At 36.3% G+C, this 19675-nt stretch carries 18 protein-coding genes and 1 riboswitch; of the genes, 13 read left to right on the top strand and 5 right to left on the bottom strand.

The features are described from left to right. The first annotated feature begins 556 nt into the window (after positions 1–556). The 3 genes from RZ79_RS00390 to RZ79_RS00380 all read left to right on the top strand — a co-directional run bounded on the left by RZ79_RS00390 (position 557) and on the right by RZ79_RS00380 (position 2604). Entirely contained in the window at positions 557–1735 is a 1179-nt protein-coding gene (locus tag RZ79_RS00390; RefSeq protein WP_054449526.1) for a thiolase family protein, read from the top strand. 129 nt (positions 1736–1864) lie between these two features. After that, positions 1865–2398 (top strand): GNAT family N-acetyltransferase, encoded by a 534-nt coding sequence (locus RZ79_RS00385; protein ID WP_054449525.1) that lies wholly within the window; start codon positions 1865–1867, stop codon positions 2396–2398. A 14-nt stretch (positions 2399–2412) separates the two neighbouring features. Continuing rightward, complete coding sequence (locus RZ79_RS00380; RefSeq protein ID WP_054449524.1) at positions 2413–2604, top strand: hypothetical protein; 192 nt, start codon at positions 2413–2415, stop codon at positions 2602–2604. Between the two features lie 43 nt (positions 2605–2647). Here RZ79_RS00380 and RZ79_RS00375 read toward each other — a convergent pair whose 3' ends face one another. Then, a complete protein-coding gene (locus RZ79_RS00375) occupies positions 2648–3241 on the bottom strand; it encodes a L,D-transpeptidase (protein WP_054449523.1) in 594 nt (197 codons plus the stop codon). Positions 3242–3365: 124 nt separating this feature from the next. Between RZ79_RS00375 and RZ79_RS00370 the strand changes: the two genes are divergently transcribed. The 5 genes from RZ79_RS00370 to thiM all read left to right on the top strand — a co-directional run bounded on the left by RZ79_RS00370 (position 3366) and on the right by thiM (position 7537). Next, positions 3366–4334 (top strand): SEC10/PgrA surface exclusion domain-containing protein, encoded by a 969-nt coding sequence (locus tag RZ79_RS00370; RefSeq protein ID WP_054449522.1) that lies wholly within the window; start codon positions 3366–3368, stop codon positions 4332–4334. Between the two features lie 102 nt (positions 4335–4436). Beyond that, positions 4437–4529, top strand: a riboswitch (TPP riboswitch). 91 nt (positions 4530–4620) lie between these two features. Then, on the top strand, positions 4621–5328 hold the full coding sequence (gene tenA, locus RZ79_RS00365) for a thiaminase II (protein WP_054449521.1): 708 nt from the start codon (positions 4621–4623) through the stop codon (positions 5326–5328). Beyond that, the gene (gene thiD / locus RZ79_RS00360) at positions 5321–6133 is read left to right on the top strand and encodes a bifunctional hydroxymethylpyrimidine kinase/phosphomethylpyrimidine kinase (RefSeq protein WP_054449520.1); all 813 of its coding nucleotides are present in this window, start codon (positions 5321–5323) and stop codon (positions 6131–6133) included. The genes tenA and thiD overlap by 8 nt, the downstream gene beginning before the upstream one ends. Next, on the top strand, positions 6120–6761 hold the full coding sequence (gene thiE, locus RZ79_RS00355; protein ID WP_054449519.1) for a thiamine phosphate synthase: 642 nt from the start codon (positions 6120–6122) through the stop codon (positions 6759–6761). The genes thiD and thiE overlap by 14 nt, the downstream gene beginning before the upstream one ends. Further along, positions 6761–7537, top strand: a complete 777-nt coding sequence (gene thiM, locus RZ79_RS00350) for a hydroxyethylthiazole kinase (protein ID WP_054449518.1) — start codon at positions 6761–6763, stop codon at positions 7535–7537. Before thiE ends, thiM begins: the two co-directional genes overlap by 1 nt. A gap of 247 nt (positions 7538–7784) precedes the next feature. Here thiM and RZ79_RS00345 read toward each other — a convergent pair whose 3' ends face one another. Continuing rightward, positions 7785–8759 (bottom strand): AEC family transporter, encoded by a 975-nt coding sequence (locus RZ79_RS00345; protein ID WP_034530698.1) that lies wholly within the window; start codon positions 8757–8759, stop codon positions 7785–7787. Positions 8760–9415: 656 nt separating this feature from the next. Further along, on the bottom strand, positions 9416–10189 hold the full coding sequence (locus RZ79_RS00340) for a (S)-acetoin forming diacetyl reductase (protein WP_054449517.1): 774 nt from the start codon (positions 10187–10189) through the stop codon (positions 9416–9418). 222 nt (positions 10190–10411) lie between these two features. Between RZ79_RS00340 and RZ79_RS00335 the strand changes: the two genes are divergently transcribed. The 3 genes from RZ79_RS00335 to RZ79_RS00325 all read left to right on the top strand — a co-directional run bounded on the left by RZ79_RS00335 (position 10412) and on the right by RZ79_RS00325 (position 14131). Beyond that, a complete protein-coding gene (locus RZ79_RS00335; protein ID WP_054449516.1) occupies positions 10412–11749 on the top strand; it encodes a dihydrolipoyl dehydrogenase family protein in 1338 nt (445 codons plus the stop codon). Positions 11750–11900: 151 nt separating this feature from the next. Continuing rightward, a complete protein-coding gene (locus RZ79_RS00330) occupies positions 11901–13241 on the top strand; it encodes a dihydrolipoyl dehydrogenase family protein (protein ID WP_054449515.1) in 1341 nt (446 codons plus the stop codon). Between the two features lie 92 nt (positions 13242–13333). Next, positions 13334–14131 (top strand): DUF975 family protein, encoded by a 798-nt coding sequence (locus tag RZ79_RS00325; RefSeq protein ID WP_054449514.1) that lies wholly within the window; start codon positions 13334–13336, stop codon positions 14129–14131. 108 nt (positions 14132–14239) lie between these two features. Here RZ79_RS00325 and RZ79_RS00320 read toward each other — a convergent pair whose 3' ends face one another. Further along, positions 14240–14686 (bottom strand): universal stress protein, encoded by a 447-nt coding sequence (locus RZ79_RS00320; protein WP_053794956.1) that lies wholly within the window; start codon positions 14684–14686, stop codon positions 14240–14242. 32 nt (positions 14687–14718) lie between these two features. After that, positions 14719–16278 (bottom strand): Nramp family divalent metal transporter, encoded by a 1560-nt coding sequence (locus RZ79_RS00315; RefSeq protein ID WP_054449513.1) that lies wholly within the window; start codon positions 16276–16278, stop codon positions 14719–14721. A 238-nt stretch (positions 16279–16516) separates the two neighbouring features. Here RZ79_RS00315 and ade point away from each other — a divergent pair, with 238 nt between their 5' ends. Continuing rightward, positions 16517–18190, top strand: a complete 1674-nt coding sequence (ade, locus tag RZ79_RS00310) for an adenine deaminase (RefSeq protein WP_054449512.1) — start codon at positions 16517–16519, stop codon at positions 18188–18190. 214 nt (positions 18191–18404) lie between these two features. Beyond that, on the top strand, positions 18405–19667 hold the full coding sequence (locus tag RZ79_RS00305; RefSeq protein WP_080997405.1) for a glycosyltransferase family 2 protein: 1263 nt from the start codon (positions 18405–18407) through the stop codon (positions 19665–19667). Positions 19668–19675: the final 8 nt, after the last annotated feature.

Here is a 19675-nt window from a genome sequence, read left to right as displayed (position 1 = left end):
ATAAGCGAATTGACTTCGCTATGTTTAATTCTTACAACCAAGTTGTAAGTTCCTTACACATAATCGATTATCAATCTTGTTCAGTTTTCAAAGATCTACCAATTTGTTGATTGCTAATTAAAATAATCAGCTCTTTAATTATATCAAAGCGTTAACTCAATGTCAATAACTTTTTATAATTAATTTTATCAACTTCGTTATCAAAAATCGCTCAATCGCGATGACAACAAAAACTATTATGCCATCTTAGCAAGTAAAAGTCAATAACTTTTTTTGCTTATTTTCAATCGAAATTAACGATCAACTTTTTTAACAGCAGAAACAATAATATCAAATTAAGACCATCAGGTCAATAACTTTTTATTATTTGTTTTAACTAAATTTTATTGTTATCTGAAAAATGACAACGGATATAATCTTAACAATTATAAACACTGTGGTCAATAACTTTTTTAAACTTTTTTAAACTTTTCAGTTTTATTCTTTATAATAGAAATAAATAGAATAATCGTTATACTATTTCTTATAGATAATATTAAAGGAGTTTTACTATTATATGGAAAAAGTCGTGATTGCTGCTGCCAAGAGAACACCAATTGGTAAGATAAATGGTGCCCTAAAGAACTTCACTTCTGTGGATCTAGGAACCATCGTTACCAAGGCTGTTATGAACCAAGCAAATATTAAACCATCTGATGTAGATCAAGTTGTGTTTGGAAACGTTATCCAAGCAGGTGCTGGTCAAAACATCTCTAGACAAATCGAAATCAACTCAAACATCCCCTACTGTAGTACCGCCAATACAGTTAACCAAGTATGTGGTTCTGGCCTAAAGGCTGTCCGCAATGCACAAGCTGCCATCGTCATGGGTGACGCTGATGTTGTTATCGCCGGTGGTGTTGAAAGTATGTCAAATGCACCCTTTTTAAACATGGACGTTAGATCTGGTCACAAGTTTGGTAACGTTACTTTAATTGATTCACTAAATAACGATGCCTTAATGGATGCTTTCAACAAACAACCAATGGGGGTTACCGCAGAAAACGTTGCTGAAAAGTTCAACGTTTCAAGAAAAGAACAAGACGAGTTTGCCTACCAATCTCATATGAAGGCTGCTAATGCATTTGATAATGGCTACTTCGATAAAGAACTAATCCCAATAGAAATCAAAAACAAAAAATCTTCTTATATTATGAAGGAAGATGAAAACATTCGTCGCGATACTTCTATCGAAGTTTTAAATAAACTACGTCCTGCATTTAAAGAAAACGGAACTGTAACAGCCGGTAATGCCGCTAGTCTAAACGACGGTGCATCTGCATTAGTATTAATGAGTGAATCTGCTGCTAAACGTTTAAACGTTAAACCACTGGCAGTTATCGACGGGTATGCCGAAGCAGGATGCGATCCTGACTACATGGGATACGCTCCCTATGACGCTACTAAATCATTATTTGATAAACTAAACATTACTATGAACGATATCGACCTAGTTGAACTAAACGAAGCATTTGCTGCACAAGTTCTTGCCGTTGCTCATGACTACGACATCGACATGGACAAATTAAACATCTCGGGGGGTGCCATCTCAATGGGACATCCCCTAGGTGATTCAGGTGCCAGAATTGTTGGTTCATTGATTTACAACCTACAACGAACCAATCAAAAAAGTGGTCTAGCTACAATCTGTATCGGTGGTGGCATGGGAATGGCTATGAAGATTACCTTACTATAGATAATTCTAATTAGTTTACTAAAAGTGTCATTGTAGTATGCTATGAATAGGCTTGATTTACAAACGTTGCAAATTGCAACGTTTTTCTATATACTTTTTACTTATAATTTTCATAAAGGAAGTGTAAAAATGCCCGCGACATACTTAAAGAAATCAACTGAAGAAGATTTACCAGCAATCCTGGACATCATTCATTCAGCAATCAAATACTTACATGAACAAGGTATTGACCAATGGCAACACGGTTATCCAGCCGATGAAGACCTAGAAAAAGACGTTAAAGATGGTATCAACTACGTATTAATTACAGACGGACAAATTGCAGGTACAGCAACTATCCACCAAGGAATTGATCCTAACTACCTAAAAATTGAAGAAGGTGATTGGATTAACGGTTCCGAAGCTCACTATGCCGCTATCCATAGAGTTGCTATCTCAAATAAATTCCGTGGTCAACATCTATCTGAAAAGTTGGTTAGTAGCTTAATCACCGTTTCACGTGTACTAGGTTTTAAGGATATCAGAATTGATACTCATCCTGAAAACAAAGGTATGCAACACGTTATAACTTCTAACGGTTTTGAAAAACGTGGTATTATCCATATGCGCGAAAATGGTCACCCATGGACCGCTAGATTTGCATACCAACTATTAACTAAATAATAGAAGGTGCTTACATGCTAGCAGACGACATATCAGTCCAAATCAAATTAATCATTATGTATGTGATTGGTGTACTTGCATTATTAACATTGCTATTTTTCTTATACCGCAAGCATCAGTCATTTAAAAATAAATATGTAGCAACAATCTTAGGAATTACCATTATTATGGTGTTAATCCTAATCGATGTAAGCACATTGCATTAAAAAAAGACGTTCATTATGAACGTCTTTTTTGTTTGTTATTTTATTAATGAATAACAACTTTAGTTCCGGTTGGTACTGAGCTGTTAATCCATTTAGCATCTGGAATCGATAAACGAACACAGCCATGTGAGTTGGCAACCTTACCTAACTCATGTGCATCTTTTTTCAAGTACTTCCCAGCAGCATTTACTGGCACAGAATGGAATAGGTAGATTCCGTGATCCTTGAATGAAGTCCAGTAGTTGGCCCCTTCTTTTGAAGATGCATTGTAGAAGTGACTACCACGTTCTTTTTGAATGTGGAATGTACCACGTGGGGTACCATCGTCATTTCCAGTTGAACACAGCATGGTGTATAGGACCTTGCCTGCCTTATTTTTAACATAGACACGTTGCTTCTTTATTGAAACATCTAGCCAATTCTTCTTTGATAGTTTCATATTTGGATAAGGCTTCTTTTCAGATGAATGTTTCCAAGCATTTTTTGATGGTCTAACTGAAGCAATTGCTGACACATCATTTGTACTACTATTGTTGTTGGCAGTCGATTTTGAGGTAGATTGACCGCAAGCTGTTAGTCCTAATGCAACAATGACAGCAGTCAAAATCATTGCGAGTGCACGTTTAAATTTAGTCATTAAATATCTCCCCTTGTCTTTGCCTTTAATTAAACCACAAAGTTAAAATTAATTCCATCATTAGAGAGATGTTTGGTATAGTTAAACTTATATAAATATCACATTTTTATAAGGGGTAATCGTTATGTCGAAGTCAAAAGAACTTTGCCTATCCATCATTGTTGCTATAGCAGTCTTATTTTTAGGAAGCAGCAGTTTCAACCACATATCCGTTAGTGCTCAAAGTACTAAATCATCGACTCAAAGATACAAACTAAAAGGTCGCAAACAATTAAAAAAATATAAGCTAAAAAAGAAGACGGTTCAAAATAATAAGGCAACTAAAGCAAAAAAAGTAACCAGTAAAAGAAATTATTCTATTCACCGAAAGCATCGTAAAATTAAAAATTATCAATCTGTTGATGGATTTAACTTTCCTGCAGATAGTCATCCTACCAATAAAGCTTCAGATTCATTAAGTTTGCCATCTAACTATCTATTTTATTTTGACAGTCACAAAAAAAGAATCGTTTTTAAACATCAAACCAATCATAACTTCATTAAGCAAAGCATGAAAACCAATGTTTTTCATCCTAATTCAGCAGACGTTAATAAGACTGTAAACATAAAAAAAATTAACATCAAAATGCAAAGACAGCTATCTAATTATGCTGCCAAATTAGTTAATGACTTCAGACACAAATTATCCAATCACCACCCATATACCAATGACTTAAAGGTGACTAACCGTGCACTTTTAGCTTCCAGTGATGTTGCAAAAGGGTATAACAAGGATCACTGGAATTTTGCGACCAGAGGTAATCATGACGTTAAAGTCTTGAATAAGGTCTTTACCAAGTTTAAATACAACAGCTATGGTGAAAACATTGTGGCTTCCCTCCTAGCTAATTCATACATCAGTGGTTCAGTCACACTTGCTAACGTTAAGGAAAGCATCTATGGTGCAATCTGTGCCATGATGTTTGATGATGCTGATTCCAATTGGGGACATGCTGATAACTTCTTAGGTATTGGTTTCGATAATTCAGCTAAACAGGAATTTGGAGTTTCAATCGATAAAATGGGTCAAATTCACTTTGAAATTTATCAATAAAATTAAGAGACGCTATGACACCGTCTCTTTTTATTTACGAAAATTATCAGGTTTACAAATGGTTCAAAACAGATATACTTATGAATGAATTAAACATAAAAATGCTGTCCACTGGGGTGCCGTTTTACGGCTGAGATTACACCCATTGAACCTGATCTAGTTAACACTAGCGAAGGAAGTCAGGCGCACTCCACGTAAAGAATTAGACCTAGTCTATCCAAGTGTACCCTTCCACCTTCGTGTGGGAGGGTATTTTTTTGTGGCAGCACAACGGAGGTATTATTTCATGTTTTCACATCAACTAGTCAAAGAAGCTAATCCCATTTTAGAAGCTATCTTTGATCACCCATTTGTTAAAGGTATCGGTAACGGTCACGTCGATGATGCCGCTCTAAAGTTTTATGTTCAACAAGACTTTCAATACTTATCTGAGTTCATCAAAATTTACGCTAGTATCATCCCTATCCTAAAAAAACGAGAGGATATGAAATTTTTCGCTGAAAATATTGATTTTATTCTAAACAGTGAAATCCATCCTCACCACGTTTTCTGCAATATTGCTAACGTTACATACGAAAGTTTGCAACATGCTACTCCAAGTCCTAAGGCATATTTATATCAATCACACATGTACCGTGCCGTTAGAACTGGTAGTCTAGCAAATATCATCTGTGCACTGCTACCATGCCCTTGGACATATAACGAAATTGCCAAACAACTTACTGCTACTGGTAAGAATACTGATGACAATCCATTCAAAAGTTGGATTGACTTTTACATCGCAGATGATGCAGATGCAGAAGGTGGCTTAACTAGAAAGTTATTCAAAATGTTAGATGAACTAGCTAAAGATATGTCTGACGAACAAATCCAAGAGGCCAAGGGTTTCTTCTTAAAGAGTACCGAATTGGAATGGGAATTCTGGGAACAAGCCTTCTACCAACAAGATTGGCGTTTTGCTGAAGTGGTTCATGGAGGTGGCAAAAATGAATAGTAAAAAAGTTCCTCAAACATTAACAATTGCTGGATCAGATTCTGGTGGTGGCGCAGGTATGCAAGCAGATATCAAAACCATGCAAGAACACCATGTTTTCTCAACTAGTGTTGTCGTAGGTTTAACTGCACAAAACACATTAGGTGTTCAATCCGTGCTACCTACCCCTGTCGACATGATTAACGCACAATTTGACTCCGTCTTTGATGACTTTGACATCAAAGCAGCTAAAACCGGCGCCTTATTTGACCAGCAACGTGTGGAAACAGTGGTCGAAAATATTAATAAACATAATATTCACCCTATCGTAGTCGATCCCGTAATGGTCGCTAAGGGCGGGGCAAGATTGTTAGACGACGCTGGTATCGATGCAATTATCAATAAGCTAATCCCAATCGCAGATATTGTCACCCCCAACCTACCAGAGGCTGAAGTTATTTATGGTAAGAAGATTGATAAAAACGACGATGTAATTGCGACAGCTACTTATATTCAACAATTAGGAGCCAAAAATGTCATTATCAAGGGCGGCCACCAAGAAGGCGATATGTTATCCGATTACGTCCTATTGGAAAATGGTGTCAGTTTTACCATTGAAAGCACTAAATATGAAACTGTTAGAAAACACGGAACTGGTGATACGTTATCATCAGCAATTGTATCCAATCTAGCAAAGGGATTATCTATTAAAGAAGCTATCATTGAGGGAAAACACTATATTGATACCATCCTACAATCAGAAATTATTGTGGGCCATGGGCATGGACCATTAAACCATTGGGGGGCTGAAGATGAAATTCGATGAGCAGCAATTATCCGTCTACTTCATTGCCGGAAGTCAAAACGTTGGCGGTGATGTCGACAGATTAATTCAAATCGTTGAAAAAGCATGTCAAAACGGAATTACGATGTTTCAATACCGTGAAAAAGATTATTCCACCCTTTCTGATAATGAAAAATTAAAGGTGGCCATTAAGTTAAAAGAAATTACCGCCCAGTACAATGTTCCTTACATCATTGACGATGATATCGATTTAATGAAGAAAATTAACGCCGACGGTATTCACGTTGGTCAAGACGACACTAAGATTGAAAGAGTCATTGCTGAATGTCCAAATAAGATTATTGGTCTATCCACTCATTCATTAGAGGAAGTGAGAGCTGCCAACAATGTTGAATCAATCGACTATATTGGAATTGGACCCATCTTTGCCACTCAATCCAAGCTAAAAGTTAAACCAGCTATTGGAATCGACGAATTAAATCGTTTGTACCAAGAATCAATTCATCCTGCAGTCGCTATTGGTGGTATTAAGGAAGATAACGCCAAAGCAGTCTTAACCACTAATGTCGATGGTGTATCTGTAATTTCTGACATCATCGACAGCAAGGACTTTAAACAAACAATTAACCATCTAAAGGGGAACGCATAATGACTACCATCCAACAAATTAGAGAAAATTCACCAATCATCCTAAATATTTCTAACATGGTAACACCTCAACACGTCGCCGATGCCATCAATTTCATCGGCGCCTCACCCATTATGTTTGATGACATCAAAGAGGCTGAAGACCTAGTTAACGTTTCCAATGCTTTAGTTATTAACATGGGGTCATCTAACGATGCAGACATCGCCAAATCGATTGCGGCGGGAAAGTATGCAAACCAAAAAGGCACCCCTGTAGTTATTGATCCAGTCGCCATCGGTGCTTCCAAATTACGTCAAGATAACTTTGCCAAAGTGGCAAAAGAGGTAAAATTCGATGCTGTCCGTGGTAATGCTGGTGAATTATCATTTTTAGCAAATATTGAATGGAATGCTAAAGGCATCGATGCCGGAAGTGGTGATGGTGATCTTCATGAAATTGCGGCAGCAGTTGCTAAAAAGTTCAACTGCCTTACACTACTATCTGGAGTAATCGATGTAATTTCAGACGGCACAAAGACCATTGAGGTAAAAAATGGTCACCACTATTTCGCTGTAAATGTTGGCTGTGGTGACATGTTAGATGGAATCTTGGGAGCATGTCTAGCTGTCGACAACACTTTCAACTCAGCTGTATTAGCATCAAGCATTCTAAGTATTGCAGGAGAAATTGCCGGCGGTATTACCGACAACCTACCATATTCATTTTTATCAACCGTCTTTAATACTTTGTACCAACTAACGGATGACGAAATTAACGAATTTCAAAAATTAGGCTAATCTTAATAAAAAAGGAGCTGACAAAAACGTCAGCTCCTCTTATTTTTTAATAACATACAAAATATACTATGGCTATAATAATAACGGCGATTATCATTAATGTGTAACAAATCTTTTCAAACATATGAATTTCCTTCTTTGCTCCCGCATTTAATTTATCTAAAGTTTAGGCTAACTACCCGCACTTGTCAATTTTGTTATATGTAATAAAAAAACGTTGGAATAATTCCAACGTTTCTTATATTTATTAGATGTATTGAACGATTGTCATCAAGATAGGAATAACAACGATGAACAATACAGTTGAAGTAGTTACAATGTTTGTAGCGTACTTAACATCCCCGTGTGATTCAGCAGCTAGGATTGGTAATACAGCTAGCATTGGAGTAGCTGATTGAACAATCATAGTTTGGCTAAACATTGTTGGTAGTGATACACCACCATGAGCAGCAGCAGTTAGGATAGCAATCATAACGACTGGAGCCAATACGAAACGACCTAATAATGCAACAACAGTGTCGCGGTCGAATGAAATACTCTTTAGACCAGCATCAGCTAATACAATACCAATGTAGATTAGTGATAGTGGAGTAACCAAACTACCAACGTATGATAGTGTTTGTGATAAGAAAGGTACCTTTAATACTGGAATGTTTAGTAGTAAGAATACTAATGCAACCAAGAAACCAACAAGTGGCATTGGGATAACTTGTTTCCAGTTAATCTTGTGGTGTTCTTTTGGTTGACCTGACTTAGTAGGATCATCATTACTGATTAAGAAGACACCAAATGCCCAAGTAGAAACAGTGTTAATGATGTAGTATACCAAGAAGTAAGTCATTGACTTGTCACCGAATAAGGCGATGTTCAATGGTAAACCAATAAAGATAGTGTTGGCATTAACAATAGCGTTAATAAATACACCACGACGACCTGGTCTAACCTTCATGATTTTAACTAGTGCAAATGCAATTAGGTAACCGATAACAACTGAGATAATACCCCAGATTAGGTAGCTACCGAAACTTACAAGCTTACCTCTAGTTAGACGACTTAACACCGCTACGAAAATTGAAGCTGGTAGGGCGATGTTTTTGATTAATTTAGAAATGTTCTTGCTGAATGTATCTGCAAACCAACCGGTTTTTCTTAATACATATCCTAATAACATAATTAGAACAACAACAAGGACACTTTGGATTGAGTTAATAAATACTCCCATTATGAATCCTCCTATTTGATATTAAAAATAATTATTGCTTAATTTAAAACACGATAAGTACTATAAAACACATTTAAAGATATAGTCAAAGGATAAGTTCATTATAAATATTTTTTATATCAACTAGCAAAAGACCGTCGTATTAGTCTTTGTCGTCTTCTTTATGCTTGTTTTTTAAAGAAATTACTAACACAGTGGATAATGTAGAAATAATAAATAATACAATTACCATGATAATCATTCCGATCACTAGCATCTAATCCCTCCTAGTTTTTTCACCTTTTGATAAAATTATAGCTAATTTTCAATTTTTTCTCAAAAAATGTTGCATAAAATAAATAGATATGGTTTAATATTATATGTCGCTTGAGGTTACATCTCACAGACAAACTTAATATTTTGAGCTGTTAGCTTAAGGTAAAAGCACTCAGTCCTTTGCTGAGAAGATGGTGTTCAAAGCATCACAGCTCACTAACTAAAGTACTTTGAAGATTTTATCTTTGGGGTACTTTTTTGTTAAAGAATAAAAGTTTGTTTTTGTATATCTCACAAAAAAAGAGTCGCTTCTTAATTGAAGCGGCTCTTTTTTTAGATCTTTTATACATAATAAAAGCCATAGCATAAGCTACGGCTTTTTCCATATCCAAGATATGATTTTAGTGGAATTGCATACCACCATCTAGAATTAATGTTTGACCAGTCATGTAGTCTGAATCTTTACCTGCTAGGAATGATACACCAGCAGCGATGTCTTCTGATTCAGCTAAACGACCTAATGCGATATCCTTAGAGAATTGTTGCATACCCCATTCGTCATCCTTACCAGCATTTTGACCAACTTCATGGGCAATGTCCATCATCATTGGAGTCTTAACAATACCAGGAGCAAATGCGTTTACAGTGATACCTTCACCAGCTAAATCACGAGCAGTGGTTTGAGTGATACCACGAATAGCGAACTTAGTACTACCGTATAGAGTTAAGTTAGGGTTACCAACAACACCAGCTTGAGAAGTAGCGTTGATGATCTTACCACCATGACCTAGTTCGTTGAACTTAGCCTTGGCTGCTTGAGTTCCCCAGATAACTGATGCAACGTTAATGTTGTATACATTGTTGAATTGTTCTGGAGTGATAGTTTCAATTGGAGTAGTAGGACCTACACCAGCGTTGTTAACAACAACGTTTAGGTCACCCAATTGTTTTACAGTTTCTTCAACTGCAGCAAATACTTGGTCTCTGTCAGCAACGTCTGCTTGAACAGCAATTGCCTTACCACCATTTGCGTTAATTTCTTTTGCTACCGCTTCACCTTTTTCAGCAGTACGGTTAACAACTGCAACTGCAAAACCGTCTTGAGCTAATCTTTCAGCGATTGCTTTACCGATACCTTGACCGGCACCTGTAACAAATGCAACTTTTTGAGTCATAGTAACATCCTCTTTTCATCTTTTGTTTATTTATTCACAAAGCAATTATATACTACTTTTATTATTTTTACAGTACTTTTATTATTATTTTTTTATAAAATATATAAATTTTGTTATGTCTTACACTATATAATTTGAAGCAAATTAATTGAATTACACAACGCATGAGTTTATCTTATAAATTAGTAATTCATAATAATTTGAAAAAAGGACTTGATAATTATGGCTGAAAATTTTGATTATGATGTATTATACATCGGTGCTGGACATGGTACTTTTGACGGTGCTATGCCATTAGCTGCAAAAGGTTACAAAGTTGCTGTCGTTGAAGGCGATAAAATTGGTGGTACATGTCCCAACTGGGGTTGTAACGCTAAAATCGCTTTAGATTTACCAGCACAAGTTTTAGAAACTCAAAAGCGTCTACAAAACATCATTAAGGGTGAATTAAGCATTGACTGGACCCAAAACATGTTAAACAAACATAAAGTAATCGATGGTATTTCTGGTGCCATCAAGGGTGGTCTAGAAGCATTTGGTATTGATGTTATTAATGGATATGGTAAGTTATCTGACCCTCATACTGTTGATGTTAATGGTAAATCTTACACTGCTGATAAGATTGTCATCGCTACTGGTTTACGTCCACACAGATTGGATGTTCCTGGTAAGGAAATGGCACATGACTCTAAGGACTTCTTAAACATTGACGAACTTCCTGTTCACATCGCTATTATTGGTGCTGGATACATTGCAATGGAATTTGCATCTATTGCTAATGCCGCTGGATCAGAAGTTACTGTTATCATGCATGGCGATCGTGCACTTCGTGGTTTCAATGGAGAATACGTTGATTCTGTAGTTAACGACTTAAAGGAAAAAGGTGTTACATTCGTTGAAAATGCAGAAGTTAAAGAATTCCATGAAGAAAAATGCAAGACTACAATTGAACTATCAAATGACCGCCAAGTCTTCACTGACTACATCTTAGATGCAACTGGTCGTATTCCAAATGTCGAAAACATTGGTTTAGACGAAGTTGGTGTTAAGTACGATAAAAAGAGCGGAATTGAAGTAAACGATCATTTACAAACATCAGTTGATAGCATTTATGCTTCCGGTGACGTTGCTGCAACTGGTCAACCAAAATTAACTCCAACAGCTATCTTCGAATCACAATATCTAACAAGCTTATTCTCAGGTGCAACCAAGGATGCAATTGAATTCCCTGCTATTCCTTCAGTTGTATTTACTTCACCTCGTATCGCTCAAGTAGGTGTTTCAGTTGAAGAAGCTAAAAACAGTGATGACTACACTGTCGAAGAACATGATATGACTGCTGATTGGTATCGTTCAATTACAAATGAAAAAATCGCTAAACGTGCATACATCTTTGACAAAGAACACCATTTAGTTGGTGCAACAGAAGTCTCTGATGAAGCAGATAGCGTAATTGATTCCATCCTACCTGCCGTCGCTCTAAAATTAGACAAATCTCAAATTAACAAGATTGTCCACTTGTTCCCTACTATTGGTAGTGACGCTTGGCAACATCTATAAAATATTAAGTAAAACCACCCATTTGGGTGGTTTTTTTATTGGTTAAAATTCCGTTAAAATCGAGTCAATATATTTGTTTGCAACACTACAATATTGTACATTAATTAATATAAGAAAATATAAAAATCGTAATAAATATGGAGGCTTTAACATGAAAAATCCTAACTTCGATTACGATGTTATCTACATCGGATCAGGACACGCCGCATTCGACGGTGCCAAGACACTTTGCAAACAAGGTTTTAAAATTGCGTTTGTAGAAGCAATTGCCGTTGGTGGTACTTGCCCTAACTGGGGTTGTAACGCCAAAATCTCACTTGATGGACCAGTTACCCTAGCTAAGACCCAAAGACGTATGAAAGCCATTGTTGAAGGTGACACTAAGCTAAACTGGAAAGAAAACATCAAACACAAACGCGAAGGAATCCTACCAATCAAGGTAGACCGTGAAGCAACTATGAAGAGCTTAGGAATGGATGTTATCCATGGTTTCGCTAAGTTCACTGATGCTCACACACTAGAAATCAATGGTGAACACGTAACTTCAGACAAGATTGTTATCGCCACAGGTTTAACACCTCACAAAGTTGAAATTGAAGGAACTGAATTATCACATGATTCAAGAGACTTCATGGAACTAGAAGACATGCCAAAACGTATGGCCGTTGTTGGTACTGGTTACATCGCCATGGAATTTGCTACTATGGCAAACGAAGCAGGCGCTGATGTTACTATGTTCATGCATGGTGACAAGGCATTACGTCCTTTCTACCAACCATACGTAAAAATCCTAATGGACGAAATGAAGAAATCAGGTATCAAGTTTGTTGAAAACTCTGGTCTACGTTCATTCAGCCAAGATGGTGACGAATACACTGTTACTTACGCTGACAACCAACAACTAACTGTTGATTACATTCTGGACGCTTCTGGTCGTGTTCCAATGGTCCACAACATGGGACTAGACGAAGTGGGTGTTAAATACGATGATAAGAAAGGTGTCCTAGTTAACGAATACCTACAAACATCAGTTGAAAACATCTACGCTTCAGGTGACGTTGCCGCTACTGGTCAACCAAACCTAACTCCAACAGCAACTTTCGAATCACAATACCTAAAGCACTTATTTGCCGGAGAAACAGATCAACCAATCGACTTCCCAGCAATTCCATCAGTAGTATTTACTTCACCTCGTATCAGTCAAATGGGTGTTACCGTTGATGAAGCAAACGCTAGTGACGAATACACTGTTGAAGAACACGATGCTACTAACACTTGGTTTAGACAAATCACTAAGGAACCAGTTGTTAAGAATGCCTACATTTTTGACAAGGAACACCGCTTAGTTGGTTTCACTGAAATCTCAGACCAAGCTGATAACGCAGTGGACATGATTGTTCCAGCCGTTAACATGAAGATGACGCCACTTGAAATTGAAAGAAATGTTCACCTATTCCCTTCAATCGGTCACGACACTTGGAAGAACATCTAAATCATTCTTAATCAAAAATTAAACCCCGGTCGGATTTTTTCTGCCGGGGTTTTTGGTATAATTAAGACATAATATCAAACAGGAGGATTCTCATGTACAATCGCGCAGAACAAAAAAGAGAAGTTAAAGGCCTTATTCGTGGTCACCAACGCTTCTTCTTCATCCTATTTCTACCATTCTTACTAACTTACATTGCTTACAACATTTTAGCTAACCAGGTAAGCATTAACTCAGCTATAAAGGTAGATGCCACAAACGTTGCTACTAGCGTTACAAGTAATGACGCCGTTAACTATGTTGCAACATTTATTTTCATAATCTTATCTTCAATCTTTTTACTCGGTGCTATCTACACCGCCTTCAATGTATTAAGAGGCCAAGATGATTTCCAAAAACCAATTAGAAAATCACTAACATTTATCGATGATCAACGTCTTTTCTGGGGTACCACATGGACTTGGATTTTAAGATCAATCCTATTATCACTATGGTCACTACTATTTATCCCTGGTTATCTATTAATGATTTTACTACCAAACGCATTAGGATTATCTCTTTCCATCGCTGAATTCATCGCCGTACTTGTATGGTTAGTCGTAAAGAGTTTCGCATACAACCAAGCTCTTTGGATATACAGAGATGCTAGATTGGAAAACAAACCAGTTAGTGCCTACACTGCTATTATGACCAGCCAAGATATTATGAAGGGCTACAAGGTAGATTTCCTTGTATTACAACTTTCATTCACCGGTTGGATAATTCTAGTCGCAATTACTTCAGGAATCGTCGGAATTTACGTATTCCCTTACTTCTATGTTACTCAAGTTAAGTTCTATGAATTCGTAAAAGAACAATTCAAACAAAAACAAAATGTTTTAGATGTTGAATAATAAAAAATCCATAGTTTATCCTATGGATTTTTTTGTTTTGTTTTATAAAAAAAGACTCAAGATAATATCTTGAGTCTTTTTTCGGAGTGAGTAATTAATCAATAGTTTTTATCTAATCACCATAACTGATACTGGTGAATATTTTGCCATATAGGCAGCTTGACTACCAAAATGACGAGCTAATCCTTTTCTTGATTCTGATCCTACAATCAATAGATCTGGATTAACCTTAGGAAGAACATCTTTGATGATGGTTTCCCCAGCTTCACCGGTGGATGCGATAACATCAACATCAGCTACACCGGCTGATTCAGCAGTTTGCTTGTATTTTTCTAAATGTTTTTCTAAATCTTCATACTTACCATGAACAAATTGTCCTGATAATGATTGGAAAACATTGATTTCTTCGTCTTCTAGTACTGAAACGATGGTTAGCTTTGCACCTTCTGATTTAGCACGTGAAATAGCGTACTTAAAAGCTAATAAAGCATCATCTGAATCATCGACAGCAACTAAAATATTCTTGAAATTAATTTCGACGTCCATGTTTTGCATAATTTTCGCCTTCTATTCTTGAATTTTTTATTTTAGTCTTCTCTGTTTCTTAAACGTCTGTTACCTAAGTATAGTTCAACTAATGTCCAGATTAGTAGAAGAATGATAACAACGTTAATGATGTTAGCAATTACACCAGCTTCTGCATTTTGAGCAGCAGTTGGATTGTCACTGAAGAAACCAGCGACAGCAGGTTGCATGTTAATTGCGTTTAAGTAAATAAGAACAATAACTGAAATCCAACCTAAAATCTTAACCCATAGTGTATTCTTGAAACGACTACCCATTTCTTGAGCACTATTAGTCATCATTAACAATGGAAGCATTGAGAATGGTAATGCGAATGCTAAGAAAATTTGTGAGTTTTCAATCAAGTCATTGATCGCAGCATGTTGTTTTAGTGTTGATTCACCCGCGGTTAATAGCACACAGATAAGCACTGGAACAACGGAGATTAAACGAGTAATTAAACGACGAGCCCATAGAGGAACCTTTAAGTTAACGAAACCTTCCATGATAACTTGTCCTGATAAAGTACCAGTAATGGTTGAGTTTTGACCTGAAGCAAGTAATGCAACGGCAAATAATGTTGATAAAATACCTGACTTAGCAACACCAATTAGAATTGGGTTTGATAACATCTTAGTATTGTTTAAAGCATCAAATAGACCGAAGAATGATGTATCTTGAACAGCACCTGTCTTAAATACGGCCACACCCATGATTAATAGTAAGGCGTTAACGAAGAATGCGAATGTTAATTGGATATTTGAATCCCAAGTAGCAAAACGAACAGTTCTTGCAACATCTTCTTCATCGTTATGGTCAATAGATCTAGTTTGAGCAATGGCTGAATGTAGGTATAGGTTATGTGGCATAACAGTTGCCCCAATAATACCTAAAGCACCTGATAGTGGAGTCATACCTGCAACAGGATGGTCACTAGAAAAAGTACGTTGAGTTGGTACTAATCCTTTAATTGCACCAAACCAATCTGGATTAGATAGTACAACTTCATAGATGAAGACTACTAAGATAACAAGAATTAAACAAACAACAATTGCTTCAATCTTTCTGAATCCCACTTTAGTCAATAATAGCAATAATAAAACATCAAATACGGTAAGGAATACCGCTAAGATTAAAGGAATGTGGAATAAAAGATAAAGAGCAATAGCTCCACCGATAACTTCGGCGATATCAGTAGCCATAATTGCTAATTCAGTCATAATCCATAAAACGACACCCAATGTCTTTGAGGTTCTTGAACGAATGGCTTGTGCTAAATCCATCTGACTCACGATTCCAAGTTTAGCTGCCATGTATTGAAGTAACATCGCAATCAAACTTGAAATTAAGATAACAGACATCAATAGGTAACCAAAGTTTTGACCCCCTGTAATTGATGTAGCCCAGTTACCTGGATCCATGTAACCAACCGCTACTAAAGCACCAGGTCCTGAGTAGGCGAATAAAGTCTTCCAGAATCCCCAGTCCTTCGGAACTTTAATTCCACCGTTAATTTCTTCTAGTGAAGGACCGTTGGCATATTCAACGAAGCCCTTTTTTTCATGTGAAACGTTTTCACTCAAAGTTCTTCACCCTTTCTATTTTTAAGAACAATATAATTGTACACTACATTTACCCCTTTTTAAACATTTTTTTAGGTACTACTGAAAAATTACTCTATCATCTATAGAAAATATATCTACCAACGGCTTAATACTTCAGTGTTTTTCCGAACATTAAAATAGATTTGACTTTCATTCATTAATGTTTCATAATACTTGATAATTTTAATCAAAATTAAATAAACGTTGGGGTGGAAAAATGCAAACAATTGATTTACTTGTTCAAAATGGAAAAGTTTTAAATGTATTCACAAACAGCTTCGAAATTAATGATATTTTCATTAATAATGGCAAGATTATTGCTTTAGGAAATCATCCAGACCTTAAGGCTAAAAAAATCATAGATGCTAATAACCAGTTTGTGGTTCCTGGTTTTATTGATTCTCATGTTCACATCGAAAGCTCACTAGTTACTCCATCAGAATTAGGTAAAGTTTTAGTTCCTATGGGAGTCACATCTATTGTCGTAGATCCACACGAAATTGCGAATGTTTCCGGTGCAGATGGAATAAAATACATGATTGAAGATGCTAAACAAACACCACTAGAAGTCCTAGTAATGTTACCTTCATCAGTTCCCGCAACCAGTTTCGAACATAATGGTGCTACTTTAACTGCCAAAGACTTACATCCCCTATATAATGAAGAATCCGTTATCGGCTTAGCCGAAGTAATGGACTATCCAGCTGTACATAATAAAGATAAGGACATGATGGCAAAACTAAAAGATGCCTTAGACCACGGATATCAAATTGATGGTCACGGTGCCGGATTATCCTTAGACCAACTAAAAGAATACCGCGAAAATGGTATTACCACCGATCATGAATCAGTTAGTCTAGATCAAATGAAAGACCGACTTGCTGCAGGAATGAATGTCTTCTTAAGAGAAGGAACCGTCGAAAGAGATTTGCAAAACACAATCCAAGCAGTAAATGAAGAAAATGCTGACCGTTTTTCCTTCTGTACTGATGACAAATTCATCACTACCATCATTAAAGAAGGTAGCATCAACTTCAATATCAAGTTAGCAATTCAATACGGCCTAAAACCTGAAACAGCATACAAAATGGCCAGCTACAACGCTGCAATTGCTCACAAACTAAATAAGTTAGGGGCCATCAAAGAAAACTATCAAGCTGATTTAGTCATCGTTGACCACCTGGACCAGGTTGACGTTAAGACTGTCATCAAAAACGGTGAAGTCATGACCGAAGACAGGTTTAATACCACTCCTATTGATTTCGACGAAAACTGTGTCCACCAGAATCTATCGGTTGATGATTTAAAACTACCTTTAAACTCAAACAAATGCCACATAATGGGAGTTATTGCTAATCACATTGAAACTACCCATTCAATTCAAGACGTTCCTGTCGAAGATGGCTATTTCAAAACTGATCTAAAAAACGACGTCCTATTAATGGTTGATGCCGAACGTCATCATCAATTAGGTACATACGGATTAGCATTAGTTCATGGTTTTAACATTAAAAACGGTGCAATCGCCACAACAGTAGCTCACGATTCACATAACATAGTAGCTGTTGGAACCACAAAGGAGGCTATTTATAGAGCCATTCAAGAAGTAACTGCATCAAAAGGAGGTATCGCCGTCGTTGATGAAGAAAAGACTTTAGCAACTATGCCACTACCAGTCGCTGGACTAATGTCTGATAAGTCCTGGCAATCAGCTAGTCACGAACTAGAAGAAATCGAATCTGCATTTAAAGAAATCAGCGATGGTGTTAACTTCGATCCTTTTATCACTTTATCTTTCCTAACACTTCCTGTCATTCCAACATTAAAATTAACTGATCAGGGCCTATACGACTTCGACCAACAAAAAATCATCAATGTAGAAGCTGAATAATTATACTCAAAGTCAAAAAATAAGTAAATTTTTTTCTTTTTTACATAAGTTTATGTAAAAGAAATACCAATCACATGAACATGACATATAGTCAAAAAATATAAAAGTGCTCAATCCTAGTGGAGACACGGTGTCATCGTGAACTACCTATGCATTTAGGCTAGACAAGACATTTATAAACTTCTGAATATAATGAAGTTATCTTGTCCCTAAAATGGAGGTAGATAAAGTGAAAATTCTATTTGTAATATCCGTGATTTTTTATATTTTGTATATATTACAAGTACTATTTCTATTGGTTAATCATTCAAAACATTATAAATGCGAGAAAAGAAAAATTAATATTGTATCTAGATACTGTTTGTGGATTGTAATTCCAGCATTGAACGAAGAATCTGTAATTGGTGATACCGTTGTTTCACTAAGAAACGAGATTGATAAGCTCAATCCAAACATCACCGGTCATATTTTAGTAGTCGATGATCAATCCAATGACGACACTTTTGCAATTGTTCAATCAAAAAAAGAAATTGTGATTCAAACCACGTCTGATATTGCCCATACAGGTAAAGGTTCAGTATTAAATTTCGCAACAAGCTTCGTTGAACAACATAAAAGTGAGGCTGCTGAGAATATTATCTTAATCATTGATGCAGATGGTCGAATTAGTTCCGTCGACATCGAAACCGCTATTTTTGACTTTCAAGAAAATCCTGGTCTCGGAATGGTTCAATCAGCCGTGAAAATGATTAACATTAACAATGCTCTAGAAATTGCTCAAGATGTTGAGTTTTGCGGGATGAACCGTAAAGCACAAATCACCCGTGACAATTTAGGCGATGGAATTGCCTCGGGGAATGGTCAATTTGTGAGTCTTGACATGGCCAAGAATGTGGGCTGGGGTAATGCCCTCTTAGAAGATATGGAGTTTACCCTTAAAGGGTGGATTAAAGGGTACACTAGTATCTTTAATGATCATGTTATCGTCAGACAACAAGCAGTGAGTAGTATGTATAAGTATATAAGGCAAAGAATTCGTTGGTGTACAGGCGGTCTGCAATGCTTTAAATACTTAGGAGATCTTTATAGAAGCAAGTATATTCAAATTGGATTAAAAATCGATTTAACAATCGATATGGTAATACCGTTTTTATATATATTTGTTAATATCATTAATATTTATGTGCTTTATCGACAAATATATACACTCTTTACTTACCATTCCGTAGATTATACGCTGATGTCTCTTTTATTTATCTGGATAGTAATAACTTTTCTGGCTACTATTTCGTATCAAAGGTACATTAATTGGTATTTTAAAAATCGTGAAAATCCTAAAATGCATCTATCGATATGGAGAGCCTTCATCAATACTTTATATTATTTTGTGGTTAACGTTATCACCTTCTTCATTCCAATTGTGAGTCTTTATAAAATCATGGTTGGTGAACTCAAATGGGACAAGACAGAACATTGAACGGAGTG

Source organism: Apilactobacillus kunkeei DSM 12361 = ATCC 700308, from assembly GCF_001281265.1.
GTDB lineage: Bacteria > Bacillota > Bacilli > Lactobacillales > Lactobacillaceae > Apilactobacillus > Apilactobacillus kunkeei.
Note: the sequence above shows the minus strand (reverse complement) of the source record. Positions and strands in the feature narration are given on the sequence as shown.